This window comes from Cupriavidus basilensis, from assembly GCF_000876015.1.
GTDB classification, from domain to species: Bacteria; Pseudomonadota; Gammaproteobacteria; order Burkholderiales; family Burkholderiaceae; genus Cupriavidus; species Cupriavidus basilensis_B.
Genome location: NZ_BBQM01000009.1, coordinates 17,675 through 41,420 on the forward strand (window position 1 = coordinate 17,675; position 23,746 = coordinate 41,420).

General features: G+C 59.4%; 15 protein-coding genes and 1 pseudogene. 8 read left to right on the forward strand and 8 right to left on the reverse strand.

Annotation, left to right across the window (positions count from 1 at the left end):
- Positions 1-98: 98 nt before the first annotated feature.
- Positions 99-233 (reverse strand): 50S ribosomal protein L34, encoded by a 135-nt coding sequence (rpmH, locus tag KF708C_RS34355; protein ID WP_006578231.1) that lies wholly within the window; start codon positions 231-233, stop codon positions 99-101.
- Between the two features lie 1,026 nt (positions 234-1,259).
- Between rpmH and dnaA the strand changes: the two genes are divergently transcribed.
- The 3 genes from dnaA to gyrB all read left to right on the forward strand — a co-directional run bounded on the left by dnaA (position 1,260) and on the right by gyrB (position 7,559).
- Positions 1,260-3,014 carry a chromosomal replication initiator protein DnaA gene (gene dnaA / locus KF708C_RS05410; protein ID WP_059410984.1) on the forward strand — a complete coding sequence of 585 codons (1,755 nt, stop codon included), beginning with the start codon at positions 1,260-1,262 and terminating at the stop codon, positions 3,012-3,014.
- Between the two features lie 673 nt (positions 3,015-3,687).
- Positions 3,688-4,803, forward strand: a complete 1,116-nt coding sequence (gene dnaN, locus KF708C_RS05415) for a DNA polymerase III subunit beta (protein ID WP_020204199.1) — start codon at positions 3,688-3,690, stop codon at positions 4,801-4,803.
- A gap of 224 nt (positions 4,804-5,027) precedes the next feature.
- A complete protein-coding gene (gyrB, locus tag KF708C_RS05420; protein ID WP_059410985.1) occupies positions 5,028-7,559 on the forward strand; it encodes a DNA topoisomerase (ATP-hydrolyzing) subunit B in 2,532 nt (843 codons plus the stop codon).
- 322 nt (positions 7,560-7,881) lie between these two features.
- Here gyrB and KF708C_RS05425 read toward each other — a convergent pair whose 3' ends face one another.
- Positions 7,882-8,244: a hypothetical protein gene (locus KF708C_RS05425; protein WP_059410986.1), complete on the reverse strand. Its 363-nt coding sequence runs from the start codon at positions 8,242-8,244 to the stop codon at positions 7,882-7,884.
- 224 nt (positions 8,245-8,468) lie between these two features.
- On the opposite strand from KF708C_RS05425, the gene KF708C_RS05430 reads away from it, so the two are divergent.
- The 5 genes and pseudogenes from KF708C_RS05430 to KF708C_RS05450 all read left to right on the forward strand — a co-directional run.
- Positions 8,469-9,155 (forward strand): hypothetical protein, encoded by a 687-nt coding sequence (locus tag KF708C_RS05430; RefSeq protein ID WP_156173738.1) that lies wholly within the window; start codon positions 8,469-8,471, stop codon positions 9,153-9,155.
- 18 nt (positions 9,156-9,173) lie between these two features.
- Positions 9,174-9,578, forward strand: coding sequence for a DUF6035 family protein (locus KF708C_RS05435; protein ID WP_059410988.1), 405 nt, complete (start codon positions 9,174-9,176; stop codon positions 9,576-9,578).
- Positions 9,579-9,753: 175 nt separating this feature from the next.
- On the forward strand, positions 9,754-10,716 hold the full coding sequence (locus KF708C_RS05440) for a HamA C-terminal domain-containing protein (RefSeq protein WP_059410989.1): 963 nt from the start codon (positions 9,754-9,756) through the stop codon (positions 10,714-10,716).
- Positions 10,713-13,340, forward strand: coding sequence for a DEAD/DEAH box helicase (locus tag KF708C_RS05445; protein WP_059410990.1), 2,628 nt, complete (start codon positions 10,713-10,715; stop codon positions 13,338-13,340). The genes KF708C_RS05440 and KF708C_RS05445 overlap by 4 nt, the downstream gene beginning before the upstream one ends.
- A 148-nt stretch (positions 13,341-13,488) precedes the next feature.
- Positions 13,489-13,895: pseudogene (locus KF708C_RS05450) on the forward strand (OB-fold nucleic acid binding domain-containing protein); the annotation flags it as partial.
- A 99-nt stretch (positions 13,896-13,994) separates the two neighbouring features.
- Here KF708C_RS05450 and KF708C_RS35465 read toward each other — a convergent pair.
- The 6 genes from KF708C_RS35465 to KF708C_RS05480 all read right to left on the reverse strand — a co-directional run bounded on the left by KF708C_RS35465 (position 13,995) and on the right by KF708C_RS05480 (position 23,498).
- Positions 13,995-15,005 carry a hypothetical protein gene (locus KF708C_RS35465; RefSeq protein ID WP_063922972.1) on the reverse strand — a complete coding sequence of 337 codons (1,011 nt, stop codon included), beginning with the start codon at positions 15,003-15,005 and terminating at the stop codon, positions 13,995-13,997.
- Positions 15,006-15,608: 603 nt separating this feature from the next.
- Entirely contained in the window at positions 15,609-15,986 is a 378-nt protein-coding gene (locus KF708C_RS05460) for a hypothetical protein (RefSeq protein WP_156173740.1), read from the reverse strand.
- 261 nt (positions 15,987-16,247) lie between these two features.
- On the reverse strand, positions 16,248-19,367 hold the full coding sequence (locus KF708C_RS05465) for a type I restriction endonuclease subunit R (protein WP_059410994.1): 3,120 nt from the start codon (positions 19,365-19,367) through the stop codon (positions 16,248-16,250).
- A 56-nt stretch (positions 19,368-19,423) separates the two neighbouring features.
- Positions 19,424-20,356, reverse strand: a complete 933-nt coding sequence (locus tag KF708C_RS05470; RefSeq protein WP_059410995.1) for a DUF5655 domain-containing protein — start codon at positions 20,354-20,356, stop codon at positions 19,424-19,426.
- Positions 20,353-21,660, reverse strand: coding sequence for a restriction endonuclease subunit S (locus tag KF708C_RS05475; protein ID WP_063922973.1), 1,308 nt, complete (start codon positions 21,658-21,660; stop codon positions 20,353-20,355). The genes KF708C_RS05470 and KF708C_RS05475 overlap by 4 nt, the downstream gene beginning before the upstream one ends.
- Entirely contained in the window at positions 21,657-23,498 is a 1,842-nt protein-coding gene (locus KF708C_RS05480) for a type I restriction-modification system subunit M (RefSeq protein ID WP_059410997.1), read from the reverse strand. Before KF708C_RS05480 ends, KF708C_RS05475 begins: the two co-directional genes overlap by 4 nt.
- Positions 23,499-23,746: the final 248 nt, after the last annotated feature.

Consider the following 23,746-nt stretch of genomic DNA (forward strand, 5'->3'; position numbering starts at 1 on the left):
GTAAAGCTGCACCTGGCTGCGGGCTCCCGGCCATCCGAAAGGCGAGGCGGTTGGCCACGACGGCGCGCTGGGCGCCCTCATGGCCGGTCGCCAGGCCCTTAGACTGCCAGGCGCTTGCGGCCCTTGGCGCGACGAGCGTTGATGACGGCACGGCCGCCGCGGGTCTTCATGCGCACGCGGAAACCATGGGTACGCTTGCGGCGGGTAACGGAAGGTTGGTAGGTACGTTTCATGTTGCACTCTCTGGTTGATCTTGGCTCGCCCGGCCTCCGGCGTGAGCCGGGGCGCCGTAGCCGCCGCGTATGGTTCGCTTGGGCTGCCGCGGATGCGGTCTTGCCGACTGCGGTGATTGTCTTGCCGCCGGCCGTGTATCTCGCGCGCCGACGATGTCGGCGCTTGCGACGCAGGTTCGGGAAGCCTGCTCGGCCCGCTGCCTGTTCCGGCCAATCCAGCCATTTCCGGTGCGCCCCAGCCGGCCGAAAGCCGCGTGGAACGAAACCGGTCTTGCACGGAACAGGTCAGACCCGGCGATGCGCATACGTGATCCCCTGCCGCATCGCAGAACCCGCCATTTAACTGATTTTCGCGCGATGTGTCAAGGCGCCATATGGTCGAGAGACTTGCGCGGCACCCCTGCCGCAAAAATACGCAGTCCGCTGTTGTATTTCATTGTCCACAATCGCCAGTGGGTAAGTTTTTTTGTATCCGTGCGGCCCGCCAGGCCCTCCGAAGTCGAGCGAAGTCTCTGTTTGGATTGGCTTTTCGGGTGTTTTGCCTACCCGGAAACCCGCGCCGGACAAGGGGTTGTGCACAACAATTCACTGCATCTCCACAACTTATCCACAGACTTATCCTTTGTGGATAACTCAGGGCGGGGGGTACAATCCGGGTCCAAACACCACACGGGCTGCGTGGCGCAAGCGCAACCCCGGACTCACCCCTGGCACGCCGGACAACGGACGCGCGGCGGGCGGCGGCGAACTCGTCTCATTCGCCGCGCGGCCCGCCGGCGGCTCCCGCTTGTCGCGTCGAGTGTCGCGTTCCGTCACAGGGGAAGCCGGGCTTGCGGGGGTCAGTTGCGGACCGCGATGCGCGGTCGCTTTATCAGGCTGAAGGGTATACAGGACAGGACCGGCGGAATGGCCGGCAGGGATGCGCCACCGATCCCTGCCGGCCGTTCCGCCGTCCCGCTGTCCTTTACGTCGCCCTTCCGGCCGGACTGTCCGCGCAACCCGTGGCGAACACCGAACAAGAAGACAATGCAAGATTTCTGGCAGGCGGCAGCCGCGCAACTCGAGCGCGAGCTGACGCCGCAACAGTTCAAGACCTGGATCAAGCCGTTGGCGCCTGTCGCCTTCGACGAGGAAGCGCATGCGCTGCGCATTGCCGCGCCCAACCGCTTCAAGCTCGACTGGGTGAAAAGCCAGTTCTCCGGCCGCATCACGGCGCTCGCCTGCGAGTACTGGGAGGCCAACGTCAGCGTTCACTTCGTCCTCGACCCCGCCGCCTCGGGCCGCGCCGCCGCCGGCTATCCGCAGGGCAGCCAGCCGGGCCAGCCCGGCATGGCGCCGCAGCAGGCCGGCCCCGGCTATCCCACCGGCCAGCCGCTATCGCAGAACTTCGGCCAGCCCGGCATGCAGCCCGGCTACGGCAACCCGATGCACCAGGGCGCCGCGCCGGCCCAGAACGGCCAGGGCGGCCAGCGCGGCGCGCAGGCGCCCTACTCCGCCAGCTACGCCGGGGCCCAGGCGGCTCATCCGGGCCACGCGGGCCATGCCGGCCAGGGCGCCGGCATGGTCGGCATGGTCGGCGAACTGGTCGACATCGACGTACCGCAGCTCGACCCGGCCGAAGCCAGTGCCCGCTCCTACCGCGTGCCCCAGCCGCAGCAGCCCATGCCGGGCGGCGGCCAGGGCGGCCACCCCGGCAATCACCCGGGCGGCCATCCCGGCAACGGGCAAGGCGGCCAGCAGCAGAACGACACGGTGCACGAGCGCTCGCGCCTGAACCCGATCCTGACGTTCGACAACTTCGTCACCGGCAAGGCCAACCAGCTCGCGCGCGCCGCCGCCATCCAGGTGGCCAACAACCCCGGCAAGTCGTACAACCCGCTGTATCTCTATGGCGGCGTGGGCCTGGGCAAGACCCACTTGATCCACGCTATCGGCAACTTCATGCTGCTGGAGAACCCGCGCGCGCGCATCCGCTACATCCACGCCGAGCAGTACGTCTCCGACGTGGTCAAGGCGTACCAGCGCAAGGCCTTCGACGAGTTCAAGCGCTACTACCACTCGCTCGACCTGCTGCTGATCGACGATATTCAATTCTTCTCGGGCAAGAACCGCACGCAGGAAGAGTTCTTCTACGCGTTCGAGGCGCTGATCGCCAACCGGGCCCAGGTCATCATCACCAGCGATACCTACCCCAAGGAAATCAGCGGCATCGACGACCGCCTGATCTCGCGCTTCGACTCCGGCCTGACCGTGGCCATCGAGCCGCCCGAGCTGGAAATGCGCGTGGCCATCCTGATGAAGAAGGCCGCCGCCGAGAACGTGAGCGTGCCCGAGGAAGTCGCCTTCTTCGTCGCCAAGCACCTGCGCTCCAACGTGCGCGAGCTCGAAGGCGCGCTGCGCAAGATCCTGGCCTTCTCCAACTTCCACGGCAAGGACATCACCATCGATGTCACGCGTGAAGCGCTGAAGGACCTGCTGACCGTGCAGAACCGCCAGATCTCCGTGGAAAACATCCAGAAGACCTGCGCCGATTTCTACAACATCAAGGTCGCGGACATGTACAGCAAGAAGCGGCCCGCCAACATCGCGCGGCCCCGCCAGATCGCCATGTACCTGGCCAAGGAACTCACGCAGAAGAGCCTGCCGGAAATCGGCGAGCTGTTCGGCGGGCGCGACCACACCACCGTGCTGCACGCGGTGCGCAAGATCGCCGACGAACGCAGCAAGGACGCGCAGCTCAACCACGAGCTGCACGTGCTGGAGCAGACGCTCAAGGGTTGAGTTGCGGCGATGTCATGCCGGTGCGTCGACGAGGCCGGCATGACGGCAGGTGTTCTCCCGCGATGTACCGCGGGGCGCCAGCATGACTGATGGTGTTCTCCCCTCTCCCACTTGTGGGAGAGGGGCCGGGGGGAGAGGGTGGGCGTTTGCGAATGGCGAAGGCCGCCACTTCGTGGAAGCTCCGCCCCTCTCCCCCAACCCCTCTCCCGCGTGCGGGAGAGGGGAGCAAAACACGGCGCGAAACCGGGCGTGAAACAGGCGCCCGGCAGCAAGGTCCGGGGCACTTTGTGCCGCAAGGACGGATTTACCAGAACCGCCACGCGGGGCTGGCATACTGTAGGGTACGCGCCGGGCACGATCCGGCGCATGAATCAATCGGCAAGCATCGCCGGGGCGTTGCCGGTCATTGGCGCGAAAGCGGCCTGGGCTAAGGCTTTGCGGTGAGTCGGGACGAGCGGGCGGAGGGTGCGGCCGGAACAAGGCCGGGCAAGCCCCAGAATTGTGCGCGATGTCGCACAATTTTTACCTCCGATCGCGCTTCTCCCGCTTCACCGCAGCGGCTTATCCTTGGTACAATGGCAAATTAACTCCTTGATTCCAAAGTAAATTTGGAGTCGCCGGGAGGAATGCGCAACCCGCGGTCGCTTACTACAAACGACGAAGGATAAATTCAATGCAATTGGTCAAAACCTCGCGAGACAATCTGCTGCGTCCGCTGCAAATCGTGAGCGGCATCGTGGAGCGCCGCCACACCCTCCCGATCCTGGCCAACCTGCTGATTCGCAAGTCCGGGGCGGGCGTTTCCTTCCTCTCGACCGACATCGAGATCCAGATCACCACGCACGCCGAATGCGGCGTCGGCAGCGACAGCGTGGCCACCACCGTGGCCGCCCGCAAGCTGCTCGACATCCTGCGTGCCATGCCCGACGGCGAAGTCGCCCTGTCGCTCAACGACAAGCGCATGACCGTGCAGTCCGGCAAGAGCCGCTTCGCGCTGCAGACCCTGGCCGCCGAGGAATTCCCGACCGTGGCCGAAGCCAGCGAGTTCGGCGCCTCGGTCAGCCTGCCGCAGAAGACCTTCAAGCACCTGCTCGCGATGGTCCATTTCGCCATGGCCCAGCAGGACATCCGCTACTACCTCAACGGCATGCTGCTGGTGGTGGACGGCAAGAAGGTCATGGCGGTCGCCACCGACGGCCACCGCCTGGCCTACTGCGGCGTGGAACTGGACACCGCCGCCACCGGCGAAGGCGCGCGCCAGGAAGTCATCATCCCGCGCAAGACTATCCTCGAGCTGCAACGCCTGCTCGAAGACAACGACGATCCCGTGCAGGTGCAGCTCGCCGCCAACCAGGTCAAGTTCACCTTCGCCAACATCGAACTGATTTCCAAGCTGGTGGAAGGCAAGTTCCCCGATTTCCAGCGCGTGATCCCGAAGGGCTACAAGAACGCCTTCGCCATCGACCGCGTGCAACTGCAACAGGCGCTGCAGCGCACCGCCATCCTGACCACCGACAAGTTCAAGGGCGTGCGCTGCATCCTCGACACGCACGTGCTCAAGATCAGCTCCACCAACGCCGACCAGGAAGAGGCGCAGGAAGAGCTGGAGCTCGACTATTCGGGCGACGCCCTCGACATCGGCTTTAACGTGACCTACCTGCTCGACGTCCTTGCCAACCTCAAGAGCGAGCAAGTGCAGGTCAGCCTCGGCGACTCCAATTCGAGCGCGCTGATCACCGTGCCGGAAGACGACAACTTCAAGTACGTCGTCATGCCGATGCGTATCTGATGATCCGGTAGAAGGTAAAAGGAAAACAACATACGCAACACCGGAACATCGAACGGCAGGCTACGGCTCTCGCCCGGCAGGCGAAAGACGCACCGCAGCACGCAGGGGCCGGATCTCTCGATCCGCCCCTTTTGCCGTTTTTATGTAACCCGCCATGCGGCCCATCCGCAGCGCGCCCGACCGGGCGCCGCGCGAAACGCCGCATTCGCCGTGAGTAAGAGAACATGACCGAACAGCAACAACCGCAACCGCAACAGGAAAACAGCTACGGCGCAGGATCGATCCAGATCCTGGAAGGCCTGGAGGCGGTGCGCAAGCGGCCGGGCATGTACATCGGCGACACGTCCGACGGCACCGGCCTGCACCACCTCGTCTTCGAAGTGCTGGACAACTCCATCGACGAAGCGCTGGCCGGCTGGTGCACCGAGATCCAGGTCACCATCCACAGCGACAACTCGATCTCCATCACCGACAACGGCCGCGGCATCCCGCCCCTGGTCAAGTTCGACGACAAGCACGAGCCCAAGCGCAGCGCGGCCGAGATCGCCATGACCGAGCTGCACGCCGGCGGCAAGTTCAACCAGAACAGCTACAAGGTCTCCGGCGGCCTGCACGGCGTGGGCGTGTCCTGCGTCAACGCCCTGTCCAAGTGGCTGCGCCTCACCGTGCGCCGCGACGGCCAGGCCCACCTGCTCGAATTCGCGCAAGGCGCGGTGCAGAACCGCCTGGTGGAAACCGTCACCGGCCCCGACGGCCAGCCCGTGGAAGTCTCGCCGATGAAGATCATCGGCCCGACCGACAAGCGCGGCACCGAAGTCCACTTCCTCGCCGACGAGGAAATCTTCACCCACGTCGAGTTCCACTACGAGATCCTCTCCAAGCGCATCCGCGAGCTCTCGTTCCTGAACAACGGCGTGCACATCCGCCTGACCGACCAGCGCACCGGCAAGGAAGAAGACTTCGCCTTCTCCGGCGGCGTCAAAGGCTTCGTCGAGTACATCAACCGCGGCAAGAGCACCCTGCACCCGAACATCTTCTACGCCAACACCGAGAAAGACGGGATCGCCGTGGAAGTCTCCATGCAGTGGAACGACGGCTACAACGAGCAGGTGCTCTGCTTCACCAACAACATCCCGCAGCGCGACGGCGGCACCCACCTCACCGGCCTGCGCGCCGCGATGACCCGCGTCATCAACAAGTACATCGAAGAAAACGAGATCGCCAAGAAGGCCAAGGTCGAGACCACCGGCGACGACATGCGCGAAGGCCTGGCCTGCGTGCTCTCCGTCAAGGTGCCCGAGCCCAAGTTCAGCTCCCAGACCAAGGACAAGCTGGTCTCCTCCGAAGTGCGCCTGCCCGTGGAAGAACTCGTCGCCAAGGCACTGTCCGACTTCCTGCTCGAGACCCCCGGCGACGCCAAGATCATCTGCGGCAAGATCGTCGACGCCGCGCGCGCGCGCGAAGCCGCCCGCAAGGCCCGCGAAATGACCCGCCGCAAAGGCGTGCTCGACGGCATGGGCCTGCCCGGCAAGCTCGCCGACTGCCAGGAAAAAGACCCCGCCCAGTCCGAACTCTTCCTGGTGGAGGGCGACTCCGCAGGCGGCTCCGCCAAGCAAGGCCGCGACCGCAAGTTCCAGGCAATCCTGCCGCTCAAGGGCAAGATCCTCAACGTGGAACGCGCCCGCTTCGACAAGATGCTCTCCAGCCAGGAAGTGCTCACGCTCATCACGGCGCTGGGCACCGGCATCGGCAAGGAAGACTACAACCTCGAAAAGCTGCGCTACCACCGCATCATCATCATGACCGACGCGGACGTGGACGGCTCCCACATCCGCACCCTGCTGCTCACGTTCTTCTACCGCCAGATGCCCGACATCATCGAGCGCGGCTACGTGTACATCGCCCAGCCGCCGCTCTACAAGATCAAGCACGGCAAGGAAGAGCGCTACATCAAGGACGACAACGAGCTCAACGCCTACCTGCTGCGCCTGGCCATGGAAAAAGCCGCGCTGATCAACCCGGACGGCAGCGAAGTCTCCGGTGACGCCCTCACCGAACTCGCCCGCCAGTACCAGCTCGCCGAAGGCGTGATCGGCCGCCTCTCCCGCATCGTCGACGCCGACGCCCTGCGCGCCATCGCCGACGGCGTGGAACTCGACCTCGACAGCACCGCCGCCGCCGAAGCCTCAGCCACCGCGCTCAAGGCCAAGCTCAGCGAAATGCACGCCAAGACCCTGCTCGGCGCCGCCGTCAACGACGACGGCACCGCGGACGTCTACGCCCAGTTCGACGAGAAGACCGACAAGCACCGCCTGATGATCGCCCGCCGCCACCACGGCAACGTGCGCCTGTCCCACCTGGACGCGGACTTCGTCCACGGCGCGGACTACGCAGCGCTGTCACTGGCCGCCAAGACCTTCCAGGGGCTGATTCCCGAGGGCACCAAGGTGCGGCGTGGGGAGGGCGAGAAGCTGCGCGACCAGACCGTGAATGATTTCCACGGCGCCATGCAGTGGCTGCTTTCCGAGGCCGAGCGTGGGGTTTCTCGCCAGCGGTACAAGGGGCTGGGGGAGATGAATCCTGAGCAGCTTTTTGAGACCACACTGGACGTGACTCAAAGGCGGCTGCTTAAGGTGCAGATTGAGGATGCTATTGCTGCCGATCAGATTTTTACTACGCTGATGGGGGATGAGGTGGAGCCGCGTAGGAATTTTATTGAATCTAATGCTTTGGTGGCTCGGAATATTGATGTTTGATCCGAAGTGTAGATAGACCCATAACCTGAGAATCTTGGACCCATAAACTGAGAAATTTATGGGTCCTTTTTATTGATAGTCCTGAATCATGGATAATTCTATGGCACGCACCGGTCCCTCCCACGTGTCGGTGAAACACGGAATCTGGCGAAGTCGGTGACGGTGGAGTGAGCACCTTCAAGCCGGCAAACCTTCTGTAGTGACTTCGATTAGTTAGTCCGACATTTCCGGAAATCCCCGCTTACTCAGTGACTTATGGCGTCGGACTAACTAACGAAAATGATTTTCAATGCACTTGTGGGCGAAACCATTTCTGCCTTTCTCAGGGCATGGTCAAGATAGCCGATGTCCGCCGTGGCGTCCCTTCCACCATCACGACGTGGCATCGCCTAGACAGCGCTAGTCGTCGCTTTACTCGACGCTGTTGCTTGATGAGGGGAAGAGATTCGAATAGTCGTTCCGCGTACGAGTACGCAATGCGCTTCACGTGGTCTTCGGTGAAATACATCCATGAAGCGAGAACCAAAACGGACACCGCCAAGGTGATGCCGCCGGCAGCGCCTGGACTCGTAACCTTGTCCGCGTGAATCTGTAAGGGTGCGAGCTGGGCCATCCCACTTTTCATGACGCCGAGCAGCATACCGACAAGGCTCGTGATGACACCCAGCGGCTTCATCGCCAGCATGTTTCGGTGGAACCCATACGCCCCCGCGCTGGCAACCGTGCTGTAGTCCCAGAAAACCCGAACAAGGCGACTGTGTCGTCCGAGTCCGTCAGCGGCTGAGTACACTGCATGCATCCCGTGGCGGGGCTGAGGCCGCCTCACGCAACCAAAACGCTCTCCTAACGCTACAGATTGCTCAAAAATAGACAAGGCGTACGCCGGTTGGCTACTCTGCAGGAGTTGTGATGGATTCCGATGCGAAAGGCAACACAAGCTCTTTTTGGAGCTACGTAGGAAAGTTCAAGACACTCGTGACAGTGTTGGCTGCCGTGGTCGGTCTTGCATCCGCATGCCTAACGATTGCTATCACGTACGGTAAGAACAAGCCGCTGATTCACGAACTGACGGACGATTTCTATTCTTGGCTGTATGCGGCGCCCGTATGGGAGGGGCTGTTCAACAACTTCCCGGAGGGTGAGTTGACTATTGAGTCTATGCACCTCACGGAGAGCACCTCGCTGCAACTAGCGCTCAGCAGCTATCGCGGAACGATTGATGGAGTGGTCTCCGAGAAGCGCTTTTGCAAGGCCGGCTATCCATATGACTACAGGCTTGTGACTGGCTCAATTTCTCCCCTAGGCCATAGTGCGGACATCTTGGTCTTCGAGCTCGTACGCGGTGAGAAAGTTGGATTGGCCGAGTTCAAGCTAAGAATGGACAACGGTGTCCTCATTGTGACCCCAAAGAACAACTCAAAGTGGTTCGGGATTGACCCCATTCGCTTGGCACGCTATCCAGGTAAGAGTTTTGAGGAAGGAATTCGAGGCCTGTCCGGAGTCTGTGATGAGGAAAAGCAGGAGTTCATGCAGTACCTTCGGGAGTCACGTGAGAAGCGTGACGACGCCGCTAAGATGAACGACAAACGACACTAACTGGCGCATTGCACGCCCATGCAGTGGTTCACATTCGTCGAACGAAGCTGCTATACCCCGAGTTACAGAGCGCTAGCCGAGAGTCTCAGAGCCGACCAGAACGTAGAGCCGGACTCCGTGGTTGAAGATGCCCGCATGCAGAGCTGGCGCGACCGCGCGAAATGGCGCAAGCCTGACGTCCGAGCGTCCCGAAATGGCAAGACGCTAGTTTTCGAGGCTCAGCTCTCGACGACGTTTGTCTCGACCATCGCTGCCCGGCGACAGTTCTACCTGGGCGAAGGGGCGTTGCTGTTCTGGATATTTCGTGACTTCACGCTGTCGGAAAGCGAGATGCGGTTCAGTGAGCGCGACGTGTTCTACAACAACAACTGGAACCTGTTTGCCATTGACGCACACAGCGTCGAGCCGCTGGACAGCAACTGAGGGTGTGCGTGCTGACGGCGCACAGACTGCTCAGCTGTTGATTCCTTTATATGATAAACCATTAAAATAATACTTACATATAGGGCGCCGGGGCCGTCGCCCTACGGTAATTGGCGGAGAGAGTAGTGCTGACTAGAACGACTGAAGGTCGCGGCAGCGAACCGGGGCAACGCACATGACGAAGGCTCATGACGGCTTTGGCGCATTGCTGGACCCGATTCAGGGCGTCGACAACGTCCTGAAGGAAGTGACGGCAACGCCGCCGCTTGAACAGCCACGGCTACTTTTCCTTCGGATGCAGGAGCACATTCCGCAAGTCGATGCGCTTGCGGAGCTACTGGTTGACCAGCTCGTCAACTACGTCATACCCCTTCGCAAACGGAGAGATGCCTTCGCCCAGAGTAGCAACTCGGCGACCGGCGGCGATATGTCAGCGATGTCACGACTTCGCCGCGAGGCCAAACGACTCCTGGTTAAGTACAACGAGAAGCACCCCGGACGCTACGGCGAAGTTGGCGAGCTCATTGCGTACGTTGTCGCGGTGAGATACCTCGGCGCGGCGCAACTCGGCGCGAAGATGGCACTCAAGACGTCTTCCGAAATGCCGGTGCATGGGGTTGACGGATTGCATGGCAGGCAAGCGGACGACGGGTCAGTTTTCTTCTACCTCTTAGAGTCAAAGCTCATCCCGAGCGCAACCGATGCGTCGCGGGAAATGGTCGATTCAATTGCGGAGCACCAGGCAGACCACGGACGGATGCTGAACGAACTTCGCCTTGTTAGCGACTTGTCTAACCTAGACTGTTTAGAGGGAGAAGCGCGAGAGGCGGCCAAGTCGTTCTTCAACTCCTACACCGGTGATGGCAGCCATCTCCGGCGTCGCGACGTCCACGTCGGCAGTCTCGTATTCAGCGAAAGCGCCTTCCAGGACAAACTGCCTCGCGACCTGAAAAAGCCGCCAGAGATTCATGAGCAACATCTGGAGAAGTTGTATGCAGCCAAGCACGAGACTTTCAGCAAGAACTTGAAAAATCAGGCGGACGCGAAAGGCGTCGACCTTGGCGGATGTATCGTCTTTTTGGTTGCTATACCTGATGTAAATGAATTCAAGCGAATCTTTGCCGAGTTGAACACATGAGCACATTCGCCACCGAAGTTGCGATTGACATCCGGCGGGAGCCGGGCTTCTGGAGCGACCTTGCCGAACTTCGAGCGGTCGGCATCCGGTCGACGGTCCTGCAGGCAAATCAACAGGTTCGCGTAGACGGGCCCGTTCTTGCCGAAAAGGCCCTGACGCGTCTGCTCAATACCGCGAGCGTGTTCGCATCTGCAGCGGACGAAGAGAGTAAGGAGCTGGCTCAGCAGATTGCAGTGTTTGCCAGCTTGGCCTCGAGCGAGGACATCGTTCATGAGGCAAGCATCCGCATTCTTTCTGACCTCGGCAATTTCCCCGGTCTCCGTAAGCTGGAAAGCGAGCATCCTGTCGACCTGGGCTTCGAAACGCACATGCGGCGTGGATTGCTCCGAGAGCTCAATACGGTCGTCATGGCTGGCGTGCGTGTCCCGCTGACAGAGTACCAGCTCGACCTCTGGCGAAGCTTAGACTCGTCCGCGGCAACCGCTGTCTCCGCACCGACCTCGGCCGGAAAGTCGTTTGTCGTGCTCGAGCATCTGTGTGAGCGCGCGATGGCCGCCGAGCGGTTTGCCGCAATCTACATTGCGCCAACACGGGCGTTACTGACCGAGATACACGGCAAGCTGGAAAAGCGCCTGTCGAGCATTTCTAAGTCCATTCGTATCACGACCATCCCGGTACCCGACCCAGAGAGCCGGCCAAAACAGATTTACGTGCTCACGCAGGAACGAGCGCAGTTTCTTCTGTCGACGGTGGCCGTTGCCGGTCTCATTGACCTTGTCATTTCCGACGAGGCGCAGTCTCTCGGTGATGACAGCCGTGGCATGATTTTGCAGGACACGCTTGAGAAGTTGCGCGAGTCAAATCCTGCTGCTCGCTTCCTGTTTTTGGCGCCGGGTGCCTCCGGCCTGCAGCTCATTGGCGACAGCATCGGACTGCCCGACATCAACGTGAAGGAAACCACCCTGTCGCCTGTTGTGCAGAACCGTATCAGCGTCGGGTTTTCGGACCTGGACGAGCACGTGGTGCGTCTCGACTTGGTCACGCCGAAAAAGCTTGAGCCAATTGGTACGTACCAGTTCCAGCGCGGGTTTGCGTTAGGCGACGACACAAAGCTCGCGGCGGTTGCGCTTGAGCTGGGCGCCTCGGGCCGGTCCCTGGTCTATGCCACCGGAGCGAAGAATGCGGAAGATTTGACGGCACTGCTCGCGCTCAATCGCCAACCCGGAACCTCGAAGGGGTTATCGGATTTGGCGAAATTCATCGAACAACATATACACAAGCAATACTCCCTTGCGAACTTTGTTCGGCAAGGCGTCGCTTTCCACTATGGAAACATGCCGAGCCTCTTGCGCGAGGGGATTGAGGCTGCGTTCAAGCGCGGCGAATTGGATTATCTCTGTTGCACGACGACCCTGTTTCAAGGGGTGAATCTTCCCGCGCGGAACGTCTTCATTGATACACCGACTCGCGGTAAGGGCGCGGCGCTCGATGAAGCTGCGCTCTGGAACTTCGCTGGGCGCGCGGGCCGTCTTGGTGAGGAAGTAGTCGGCAACGTGTTCCTCGTGAACTACGAGCACTGGGAGTCGAAGCCACTGACCGAGCGCAAGCCGTTCGCAATGAAGGCGGCTTTCAAGCAGACCGTAGAGGCGGATTTTGATGCAGTGGTTGAGTTACTGCAGGCTGCCGTGGACAAAGCTCCCATCCTTGAGCGCGACCGCGCGGCTGGGGACCGGATTACCGCTGCGGCAGGTCTAATCCTGTTTCGTTCATCCCAGAAGACATTGGATGGGTTGCTGGGACGCCGCAGCCTCTCGCTGACAACTGAGCAAAAAGACAGCCTTACCGAGCTGGCCGACCAGGCGCTTGCGAGCCTTGAGCTACCGGCTTCAGTTTTGACAACTAGCTGGATGCTCGACCCAGTAGCCCTCGCAGGCCTTCTGCAGCGGATTCGGGAGCTTGTGCGTCAGCGCGACTTCGCGAAAGTGATGCCCTCGAATCCTTCGGGCGATGCGTATACGGTGTACAACTCAATTATCCGACGGCTTTATAAGTATTTGGGAGGCATGAACCTCAAGGGCGACGAAGCTAAAGGAAATCGCGGGTTCGTCGCGCACGTGACTGTTACGGCTTTGAAGTGGATGCGAGGCGAGCCGTTGACGAAGTTGGTCGCCGAAGCTGTGAAATACAAGAAGAAGGTTGCGCAGCAAACGAACAAACGGCCACTAACTCAGGCGGCTATCGATGGCGCAATTCGGGACATGTTCACGCTTATTGAGCAAACGATTCGATTCAAACTTGTCCAGTGGGCGAAGGCCTACGTCGACCTTCTAAAGTACGCTCTTGCCCAAGAGGGGCTCGATGAGATGGTCAGTCAGGTCTACGACTTCTCATTGGCTCTTGAACTGGGCGTGTCGACTCGCACCGGTCGTTCGCTAGTCGAGTTCGGCTTGTCACGCATCACAGCCGCGGCAATGGCATCGCTGATAACGGATTCGTCGTTAAGCTCGGACCAAGTTCGTGGCTGGTTCTCGCAGCAACCAGCGTCCCTGATAAAGCAACTGTCACCGTTGGTGGTAGCTGAATTGCGTGAACGTCGTCTCGTTTCGGTCGAATACTCAGCTTGAGATTCAGGGGCTGCCAAGCTTCTCGCCGCATCGAAGCTTGGTAACCGATACTGAGAATTGCGCGTTGGGTTAGCTTCTTCGCGGCTCACATGCTCGAACGGCGCTGCATGGTGGCGTACATCGCCTCCAGGTTCGACGCGGTCGCGAAGACATCGTCGCCGACTACAACTCGATGAGCCTCACGCTCGGTCGGCATCCGCTTTCGCTGCTGCGGCCGGTTCTGCTCGAACAACGCCTCGTGCCGGCGTCGACGCATATTACATACCGCAATGGCCGGCTCGCTCGCGGATGTGGCCTGGTCACGGTACGTCAGCGACCAGGAACCGCAAAGGGGTGATGTTCGTGACCATCGAGGACGAGACGGGCAACGTGAACGTCATCATCTGGCCGTCGCTGCAGGAGAAGTTCCTGCAGGAAGCGCTGGGCGCGTCTCTGCTTGCGGTGTACGGAACGTGGCAAAGCGAGGGCGAGGTCCGCCACTCGGTCGTGCAACGCCTCGTCGACTTATCGCACCTGCTCGGTGGGCCTACGGCTGTCTGTCGCAACTTCTGCTGAATACATGCGGTCGTGCCACGACCAGAATCCGTCGAGGCCACCGCGGGAGCCGCCATCGCGCATACGATTCGAACGGCGGTCCCGCAAAATTCCCCCTTCCTACGAACTATGCAAACCGTCGGTGGATTCTCGCGGCATCTGGAACATCCCAGAATCGGCGAGTTTCTCTCCGATGTATGAGCTCAACCTAATGGCCGCGTCAACCTCAGGAGGAACGTCGTCGCCTTTGACCCTGTAATTGGAAAGCTTCCAGGAGTGATTGGGCATTGTTGTCGTAAACTGCTCAATCGCAAGCCGCTTATCGCGCTGGCGAAATGGATTGCTAAAACTCACGTTAAACGCCTTGCCAAAATCCCAGTGGTCAGCGAGCTGGTCTTTTTCGCGATAGTTATAGTGACGGTGATAGAGGTTCGTCAATAGGACAACGTCCACTCTGCTGTAATCTGACATCGGGTGGTATGAGTTCTTCGTGAAAAGACCCTGCCATCCGTACAGATAGCCGAACCACTTTTGCAAATCGCTGGGGCCGTCGCCGCAAACTGCAAGCACGTTCAGTGTATCGTCGTGGGTCGAGTCGGCGAACTTCCCGTGTGCAGATATAAGAAAATCTTTGAGCTTGTTGTCCATATGAGGCTGCAGCCGCAACGGTTGCCCCGTCGGGGCGTGCGACAAAGCTTTCTGGAGGTCCTCATGCACTTGCGCGAGGTCCGGGTGGCGCCCAAAGACCCCGAGTTGAAATCCTTTGGTTTGGTCTAACTCGTTCTTTTTCGTGTAGTCCGCGCACTTCACCTCGACATTGAATCTAAATCCACGCGATTCGAAAGCGCAGTCAACATCCTTAGGTGCCGTTATAACGGGCTCATACTTGAACGTCGACGGAAATTTCCCCGCAAAGTACCCGCAAATCGAAAGCTCACACGCTGCCTGCAGGTATTGCACCTCATTAAGAATAGGCTTTTCAAGCTGAAGTTTTCGCCCCAAATCTGCCAGTTGCTTTGGCGTGAGGAACGGCTTCAATTTCTCATAGACGGCGCGCATGCCTGCCGTGTACGGATTGGATTCACCAGGTTCTGATGCCAGGTAGGGATTGAGGATGTGGTCCTGCTGCATGCGAATGGAACACCAAATGTGGGGCGCTCATTTTACGAACTTTCTGTGACAATTGGGGCCGCTGTATTTCGGCTTGCCGCCCGCTCAAGCGTCCGCCCACGTTCGTTCTCGACCTCGATTGCTGCACTATAGGCAAGCAAAACTCATGGAAGCTCATCGTCTCGCCGCACACCACCAGTCCGCCGAAATTTTTTGCAGGAAAATCTCCTTTGCTCGCGGCCAGATTTCCGAGCACGTCCTTCCAATGCGAAATCATCACCGGTGTATCGCGGTATACATACCGCTGCCCGTTCCGCGGTGCAGCTGCGCGACTGGTCGGACATCAACGGCAGACCGACCGCAATATTCCGCCGGTCTGGTCCATCTCTGTTAGGCGGTTATGCACGTCTATGAGCGCCTCTGCGAGGGGTTGCATCAGAAACTCTTCGTCAAGAAGGCGAAAAGCGCCGACATCCACAAAATAGGCGCGGAAGAAGTGACCAGGTACGCCGTCATCTGCGGGCTTAACAGGTTGCTGAAATACCTCGCTGACGCCCCCGACTGAGGCATCGCAAGGGGTGCCTCACCCCTCGACCTCGTCGAAAGAATCGATTGTGGGCTGTTCTATGAGGTCGTCGGTTTTGCACCGAGGCTCGAAAAACAGTATTTCAGCAACCTGCTAAGGCCCACATACTCGGGGAAGATGACGCCGACAATTCCTTCTGCTAGATACTTGTCTAACCGCTCATCAAAATGCTCTAGCGCATTGCGTAGATTGCGGTCGTGCAGTGGGCTGGTCTCGTCGAGGGAGAAGGCCTCCCGCAAGAGCTGACCTCGATTCTGATGGGGCTCTTTGGCCTTGGGAACGGGCCAGAAGTAGCGTGAAAGTGCGCCTGCCTGCAAGACCATATTCTGAAATTCGTTCAGGATAATCTTCGTCGGCAATAGCTGTAGTTCTTTTTCGGTTCGGCGCTCGTTCAGGTTCTCGAAGATTTTGTCCAATCTCGCTATCGAGCGAATGGCCGACATGCTATTGAAAAGCATGCTCTGAATGTAAAAAGCTTGGTATGGCGGCCATATCGCGGATTTGTTGCGTGTCATAAGCTGGATGTATCTGCGACGTTGGGTCCGACGGGTGGCATTGAATGTTGCCTGCCCAAACTGAAAATGAACCTTGTTTCGTTTCTCTGGACGCTGCTTGCGGCAGTGCCACAGTGCGCCACTTCAACTGGATTGGAACACGTGTTTCCTGACAGAACGCTGCTAAGGCGCGCTAGACGACGGCGAAGAAGGTTTGGCGCGTGCCCGCAGCGACTCATAGAGCTGCGCCGGCCCGAGAAGAACATCTTTGAGTCCTTCTCGCACACGTTCAGACCCCAACGCCTGCGTGCTCATCGCATTGTGAGCGTCGAGCGCGTCCATGATGGCGTGCATTAGCGCATTCTTTAGGTCGGGGGAGTTGGCGAACTGCTCCTTGCTATTGCTCATGGCCTGCTGGACGAGCGTCTCGTTCTCCAGGAGCTTGCCCTTCAGCACGCCATTGACATACACGAGCTGGTCATCATCGGTGAGGTCACCCTCAAACAGCCCATTCACCTTCTGGATGACTTCGTCAAGGAAGGCCTTTTGCTTGTCCTGCACGGCTCCACTGCCGACGGCGTCCATCGGAGGCAGCTTGGGGGCTTCGCCATGATTCAGGCTCAACGGCTGGCGGCCTGTATTCCTGAGGCTGTGGTGTGTTAGCACGACCTTGGACAGGTCGACGGTATCGCGTTCTCGGCCGAACTCCAGCAGCGGGATGAGTCGCTTGTAAAACAGGAAGCGCTTCTCAATGTCCGTGTTCCCGTAATCGAAAATCTGCGACAGGAAGGCATACAAGCGCACAAACGCGCCCGTATCGTTCTTGAACAGGACCAGCGCATCGAGTGTGTCTTTAGCTGCGTGCACGGCCTTGTCCTCCTGCTTGGCTTCGGCGGCTGCCTTGTCCTCCTGCGCTGCCTTGTAACGCTTGAGCAGACGGTCGGCCACTGGCGCTATTGCAGTGCTCAACTGCGCCTGCGTGCCTTTCGGGTCCAATTCAACCTTCGCCACACGGTCGACCTCAAAGTCATCGTAGTAACCAGCGGCATCAAGCTTGGCGCGCAGGTCGTAGACATGATGCGGGTCGGTGGTGGCCTCCAATTCGGCGGTCTCATAGTAAGTCTTGAACGCCTTCAGGATGTCGCCGGCCTCGTTAACGAAGTCGAGGATGTAGGTAGTATCCTTGCCAGGATGAGCGCGGTTTAGCCGAGACAACGTCTGCACGGCCTGGATGCCCCCGAGCATCTTGTCGACGTACATACCGCACAGCAAAGGCTGGTCAAAGCCGGTCTGGAACTTGTTGGCAACGAGGAGCAGGTGATACTCGGGCTCGGCGAATGCGTCACGGATGTCGCGCCCCTTGAGGCCAGGATTCAGGTCTTTGCTGGACTCGGTGACCGGTGCTGGGTAGCTCTCAGGGTCGTCAATTTCGCCGGAGAAGGCCACCAGCACGCCCAGTGGATAGTTCTGTTTCTGGATATAGGCGCGAATCGCCTTCTGCCAACGCACGGCTTCCTTACGGCTGCCTACCACGACCATTGCTTTGGCCTTGCCTTCCAGCAGAGGTTGAACGTTCTCTCGGTAGTGCTCGACGACGATTTGCACCTTCTGCGCGATGTTGTACGGGTGCAGCCGAACCCACTGCATGATTCCCTTCATCGCGGCACTGCGCTCAACCTCCTTCTCGTCGTATTCCTGTCCATCATGGGCCAGCTTGAACGCGAGCTTGTAGGTCGTGTAGTTCTTCAGGACATCGAGAATGAAGCCCTCCTCGATGGCCTGGCGCATTGAGTACACGTGGAAGGGCTGCGGCATCCCGTCCAGGCCGGGGCGGCCAAAGAGCTCCAGTGTCTTCTGCTTGGGGGTAGCGGTGAAGGCCACGTAGGTCAGCCCCTTGGTGCCGGTGCGCGCCTCCATTTGGGCTGCCAATACCACTTCGGTGTCAATTTCACCGCCATCCTGCAACTCGGCCCATTCTTCGGCAGACAGCAACTGCTTGAGCTTGGACGCCGACTCGCCAGTCTGCGAGCTGTGGGCTTCGTCTGCGATGACGGCGAAGCGCTTGTCTTCGGTCGCCGCCAGTTCCTGAACCGCTTGCAAGGCGAACGGGAAAGTCTGGATGGTACAGACGATGATTTTCTTACCGTCCTTAAGCGCCTGGCCCAATTGCGCGCTCTTGCTCCCGTGCTCATTGGTGATAGTGGCTACCACACCGGTCGTCCGCTCGAAGTCGAAGATAGCTTCCTGCAGTTGAGCGTCGAGCACAGTGCGGTCCGATACCACCAGCACGCTGTCGAACAACTTGCGGTGCTCGGTGTCGTGCAGGTCGGCGAGGAAGTGTGCGGTCCAGGCAATCGAATTCGTCTTGCCCGAGCCTGCCGAATGCTGAATGAGGTATCGCTGACCGGCACCTTCCCCCAAGACATCGGTCACCAGCTTGCGTGTCGCATCGAGCTGGTGATAGCGCGGAAAGATGACGCTTTTCAGTTGCTTCTTGTCGTCGCGCTTGCCAATCATGTAGCGGTGCAGGATGTCGAGCCAGCTCTCCCGTGCCCACACCTCTTCCCACAGATAGGCAGTGGCGAAGCCTTCCGGATTCGGAGCGTTGCCGGCGGCACCCTGGTTACCTTGGTTGAAAGGCAGAAAATGCGTGGCCGGTCCGGCCAGCAGCGTTGTCATCATCACTTCAGCTTGGCTTACCGCGAAGTGCACGAGTGCTCCGCCAGGAAAGCCCAGCAACGGTTCCAACTGCCCACCTTTGGGCTGCGGATGACGGTCAAAGCGATACTGGTCCACTGCATCCTGCGCACATTGAGTGAAGTCCGACTTCAGCTCAGCGGTGGCGACCGGGACGCCATTGAGAAACAGGACCAGGTCCAGTGCGTCCTGCGGATGGTTTGGTGAATGCCGCACCTGACGCACCACGCGTAGACGGTTGGCGGCGTAATGCTGCAGGATGACGGGGTTGATGGCCAGGGCCGGCTTGAACTGCACCAGCGACAGCGGCTCCTTCAGTCCGAGCATCTCTACACCACGGCGCAGGACATCCAGCGTACCGCGCTCGTTCAGGCTTTTGCGCACCCGTTCAGCCAAACGTTCCTTGAGTGCGGGGCCATGAGTCTTGGTCAGCCGCTGCCACGTATCGGGCTGGGTAGCCTCAATCCACGCCAGCAGGTCAGGCAGGTAAAGTGCGCTGACGCGGTCGTAGTGTGCCGCATCGCCTTCGGCATAGAGCCAACCATTGGCCGCCAGGGACTGGCAGATTTCCGCTTCAAAGTGGTGTTCCTGGTGCAGGTTGCTCATGGTTGACCCGTACGTATTGGATATTCTTGTTTCATGAGGCAGGCCAGACGCGCAACCTAGCCTTCGGCGTAACTGTGTTCTACCAGTGGTTTGGCCCGCGCCAAGTCCGCCGGGGTGCGCAGCGTCAATTCGACGTCGCCCGTGCCCCAGTGTCCGACATGGCTTATGTCGCGGCTGAAGCCATCTTCAAGAGTGACCGACGCCGGGTCGAGCTTGAGCGTGATGAGCAGGCGATTCGGATAGGCAATGACGCAGGCGAAGTTCTTCAGACGCCGGAACGCAGTGTAGAGCTTCAGGCGCTTTTCCTGTACGTCATCGCCCAGAGTGGTCAGATAGCTCGTCGTTTGTGTGTACAGGTCGCGAATGTCGGTCGAGGCCAGTGCAAGCTGCTCTTCCAGGGACTTGTCCTTACCAGCCGGCTTCGGCTTGTCGGATTCGACGGGCACTTCAGTAGCGGCTGGCTTGGCCGCCATCGCGTCCGGGACACTCTGGGCGTTCACCAGCTCTAGCAACAGCAGGTCCTCGCCAAACAGCTTGTAGCGAATCAGCTCGATATTGCGCGGAATTTGCTGTACGGCGTGCTGGTCGTAGCGGGTGAAATCGGCGGCGATGCACAACAGACGCGTACCGGCCCACTCGATTTGCTCAGCCACATCCTTGCCGAGCTTTTCCATCACCAACCAGCGGAACTCTGCCTGATGGTCCAATAGCCAGTCCAAATAGAACAGCCCCTGGTTGATGACGTTCTCGTTGCTGTGGCGCTTGTATTCGATGATGACTGGGCAACCGTTCTCGTCGAGACCTAGCGAATCGATGCGGCCCTTGTGGGTCTTGCCAGTCGCGTATTCGCTGGCCAAGAAACGTACGCCGAGAAAAGTCGGCATGTTCGCCTCGATGAGACCTTGCAGTTGCTTCTCCAGCTTCGCTGCTTGGCTCGATAGCTCGTCTGCAGTGCCATTGGACAGGCGAAATAACTGGATGTCGCTCATGCGGCAAGCTCCTGCGGCACTGCGTCGCGCACGTCGATTTTGCCAGTGACTGCGGCGGCAATCAGGGCACTGCGGCGTTCCTTAAGGAGGGAAAGGGCGCGCTCTGTAGCGGTGTACAGGGCGTCAATTTTTCCGTTCTCAAGGTGGATGTACTCCAGAATCTGTTGCTGCTCATTCGGTGGTGGCAAGGTAACATGCAGTTCCCCAATAGATGCCATGTTTAGCCCCTCCATAGTTGTGCCTTGCGCAGCTAGCGAGAAATACCGCTGACTCGTTTGGTTTTTCAGAAAGGCCTGCAAATACCGAGGGGAAATCAGTTTTTCGAATACGCGATACAAAACCAAACGAGGGTTGATGATACCCGGCTCAACTTCTTCAGGGACTACGGCGGCCTTCCCAATGGTTCCCATGACGCTAATCAAAATATCGTTAGGCATCACCCGGTAACGCGACATTTCCCCGAACTTTGCTTCTGATATATAGTAGTCGCCCACCGAAAAATCATCAGGTATGACCTGTTGCTGGCCGTAAACGCGATAGCCAGAGTCAACGTACATTGATTTCGTCAAGGATGAACCATAGGGCCCCGCAATGCCCTCCCGAACCAGGTACTTCAGCCGTTTGACATCCCAATGCGCGGGCACCTTACGTAGCCACGCCACGCCAGAACCCTTCATCGGCGCCTCCGGGTTCAGGCCTTGCGTAACTGCTCGCGAAATGGTTGCCTGGCGCTTTTCTGCCAGCAGGGTGAGGAGTTTCTCCTGCTCGGCCAACAGGGCATCAATCTTGGCCGTCTCGCGGTCGAGGAAGGCAACGATAGCAGTTTGCTGGTCTCGGGGCGGAACCGCCAGGAGCATATTCGACAAGAACTCCCAGCTAACGCGCGGCATTTTCGAGCCAAACGTTGAGCCGTCGGCCATTGCGATGAAATCTCGGCTGAGGACCTGATATTGTAGGAAACGCGGGACCAGCTTCGCGTTAGGTCGAAGAACGTGAAAATCTCCTACGGCTTCTCCGGTAGAGTCCGCCAGGTAAGCTTTGGCAAGATATGGTCGGAGTTTGCCGAAAAGTATGTCTCCGGGTTCGAAGGCTACACCCTCACCCTCAAACTCAGTTTCGGTTGGAATGAACCTGCCAGACCACCCCGCAATGTTTTCCAACGCAACGGGATTCGAGCGACGGTCTGTTTTTTCGGTTACGAGTCGCACTACGAGTTTTGCACGACTGACATCCCAGTAGGCCGGTACCTTACCAAGCCATTCCGTCCCAGAATCCTTATATCCAGAATGCCTCGGCAAGCTCATTCCGCCAACTCCTCGAGCATCTTCATGATGTTGGCCGACACCGCCTTTAGCTCCTCATCGATGGTGTGCAAGTCGCGCGGCGGCTCGAATACGTAGAAATGCCGGTTGAACGGAATCTCGTAGCCGACCTTGCTCTTCTCGTCATCCATCCAGGCATCCGCCGCGTGTGGCAGCACCTCGCACTTGAAATAGGCGTGGATGTCCCCTAAGAGGGGCACATTCTCAGTATCGCGCAACGCGCTATCCGCCTGCGGCTTGCCCTTTTGCTTACCTTTGATACCCTGTACCACCCGGCCCTGCTCGTCGCGCAGCGGTCGCTCAACAGTAATGGTGGTGTAACCGAACTCCTCGTTCTTGAAGATGCGAGAGATTGGCACCAGCTTGACCTGACCTCCTGCAGGCGCATCAGGCCTGTCTGCTGTAGCGGGCACTACGTAGCGCCCCACTTCCTTCCCCTCGGCGTCCAGCACTGTCGCCAACTCCGCCTCAAGGAAATTCCCAAACAGCCGGGTCACCATCTCGATATGGTCGTCGCTAAGCTCCTTACGCTTGCTGCCCAAGCTCTTTCGCATCTTCTGCCAGAAGCTCGAGGCGTCGATGAGCTGGACGTAGCCCTTGCGGTCATCTGGCTTCTTGTTCGACAGAATCCACACGTACGTGGAAATCCCAGTGTTGTAGAACATGTCTGTCGGCAGACCTACGATGGCTTCCACCAGGTCGTTCTCCAGCACGTAACGGCGAATTTCGCTCTCGCCGCTGCCGGCTCCGCCAGTGAACAGCGGGGAGCCGTTCAGCACGATGCCGAAGCGGCTACCCCCGTCCTGCGCAGGACGCATCTTCGAAAGTAGGTGCATCAGGAACAGCATCGAGCCGTCAGACACGCGTGGCAGCCCGGGCCCGAAGCGCCCGTCGAAGCCTTTCTGTTCGTGCTCCTGGCGTACGGACTTCTCGACTTTCTTCCACTCGACGCCAAACGGCGGATTGGAGAGCATGTAGTCGAACTTGCGTCCGCCATGGCCGTCATCGGACAGCGTGTTGCCCGAGACAATGTTCGCGACGTCCTGGCCCTTGATGAGCATGTCCGCTTTGCAGATAGCGTAGGACTCGTCGTTGAGCTCCTGGCCAAACATGGTCAGGCGGGCTGCCGGGTTGTGCTCCAGCAGGTATTCGCCCGCAACCGACAGCATGCCGCCCGTGCCCGCCGTGGGGTCATAGATGGTGCGCACCACGGCATTGCCGGGCGTCAGCACATCGTCGTCCTCAATGAACAGCAGGTTGACCATCAACCGGATGACCTCGCGTGGGGTGAAGTGCTCCCCGGCGGTCTCGTTCGAGATTTCGGCAAACTTCCGAATCAGTTCCTCGAAGACTAGCCCCATCTGGGCGTTGTCCACGGTCGTCGGGTGTAGCTCGATGTTTGCGAATTTCTCGGTGACCAGGTAGAGGAGGTTGGCCTTGGCGAGCCGTTCGACCTGGGTGTAGAAGTCGAAGCGCTCGAAGATGTCGCGAGCCGCTGGCGAGAACGCTTGGACGTATGCGTAGAGGTTCTGACGGATGTGGTCTTGGTCGCCGAGCAGCTTGACCAAGTCAAGTGGCGAGGTATTGTAAAACTTGGTGTCGCCGGCCAAGCGCAGCAGAAAAGGCTCCGGGTTGAGGCCAGCCTTGGACTTGGAAGCGAATTCCGCAAGCACCGCCGCCTTCGTGGACTCCAGTACACAGTCCAGCCTGCGAAGGACTGTGAACGGCAGGATGACGCGACCATACTCGGATTGTTTGTAGTCGCCACGCAGCAGGTCAGCAACGGACCAGATGAATGAGGATAGTGCTTGGTGGTTCATTTATTCGGGGACGTTGTTGTCCAATTGGTCAGCGGCGTTCTATAGCCCCGCGACCGGGGTGTTGCAGCCGATTTGTGGGGCGCGGATACGCTAAGGATTTTACCTTGCCGGAGGCGCAATCGGTTTGGGGAGGGCTGAAGGCCCAGGTGGGAAGCTCATTACGGATTTGACGTATGCACAAAAGAGACACCTTCAGTGGCAATCAGTCCCAAGGCGGAAGCACCGAGGCGCCTTCCAGCGTAGTTAGT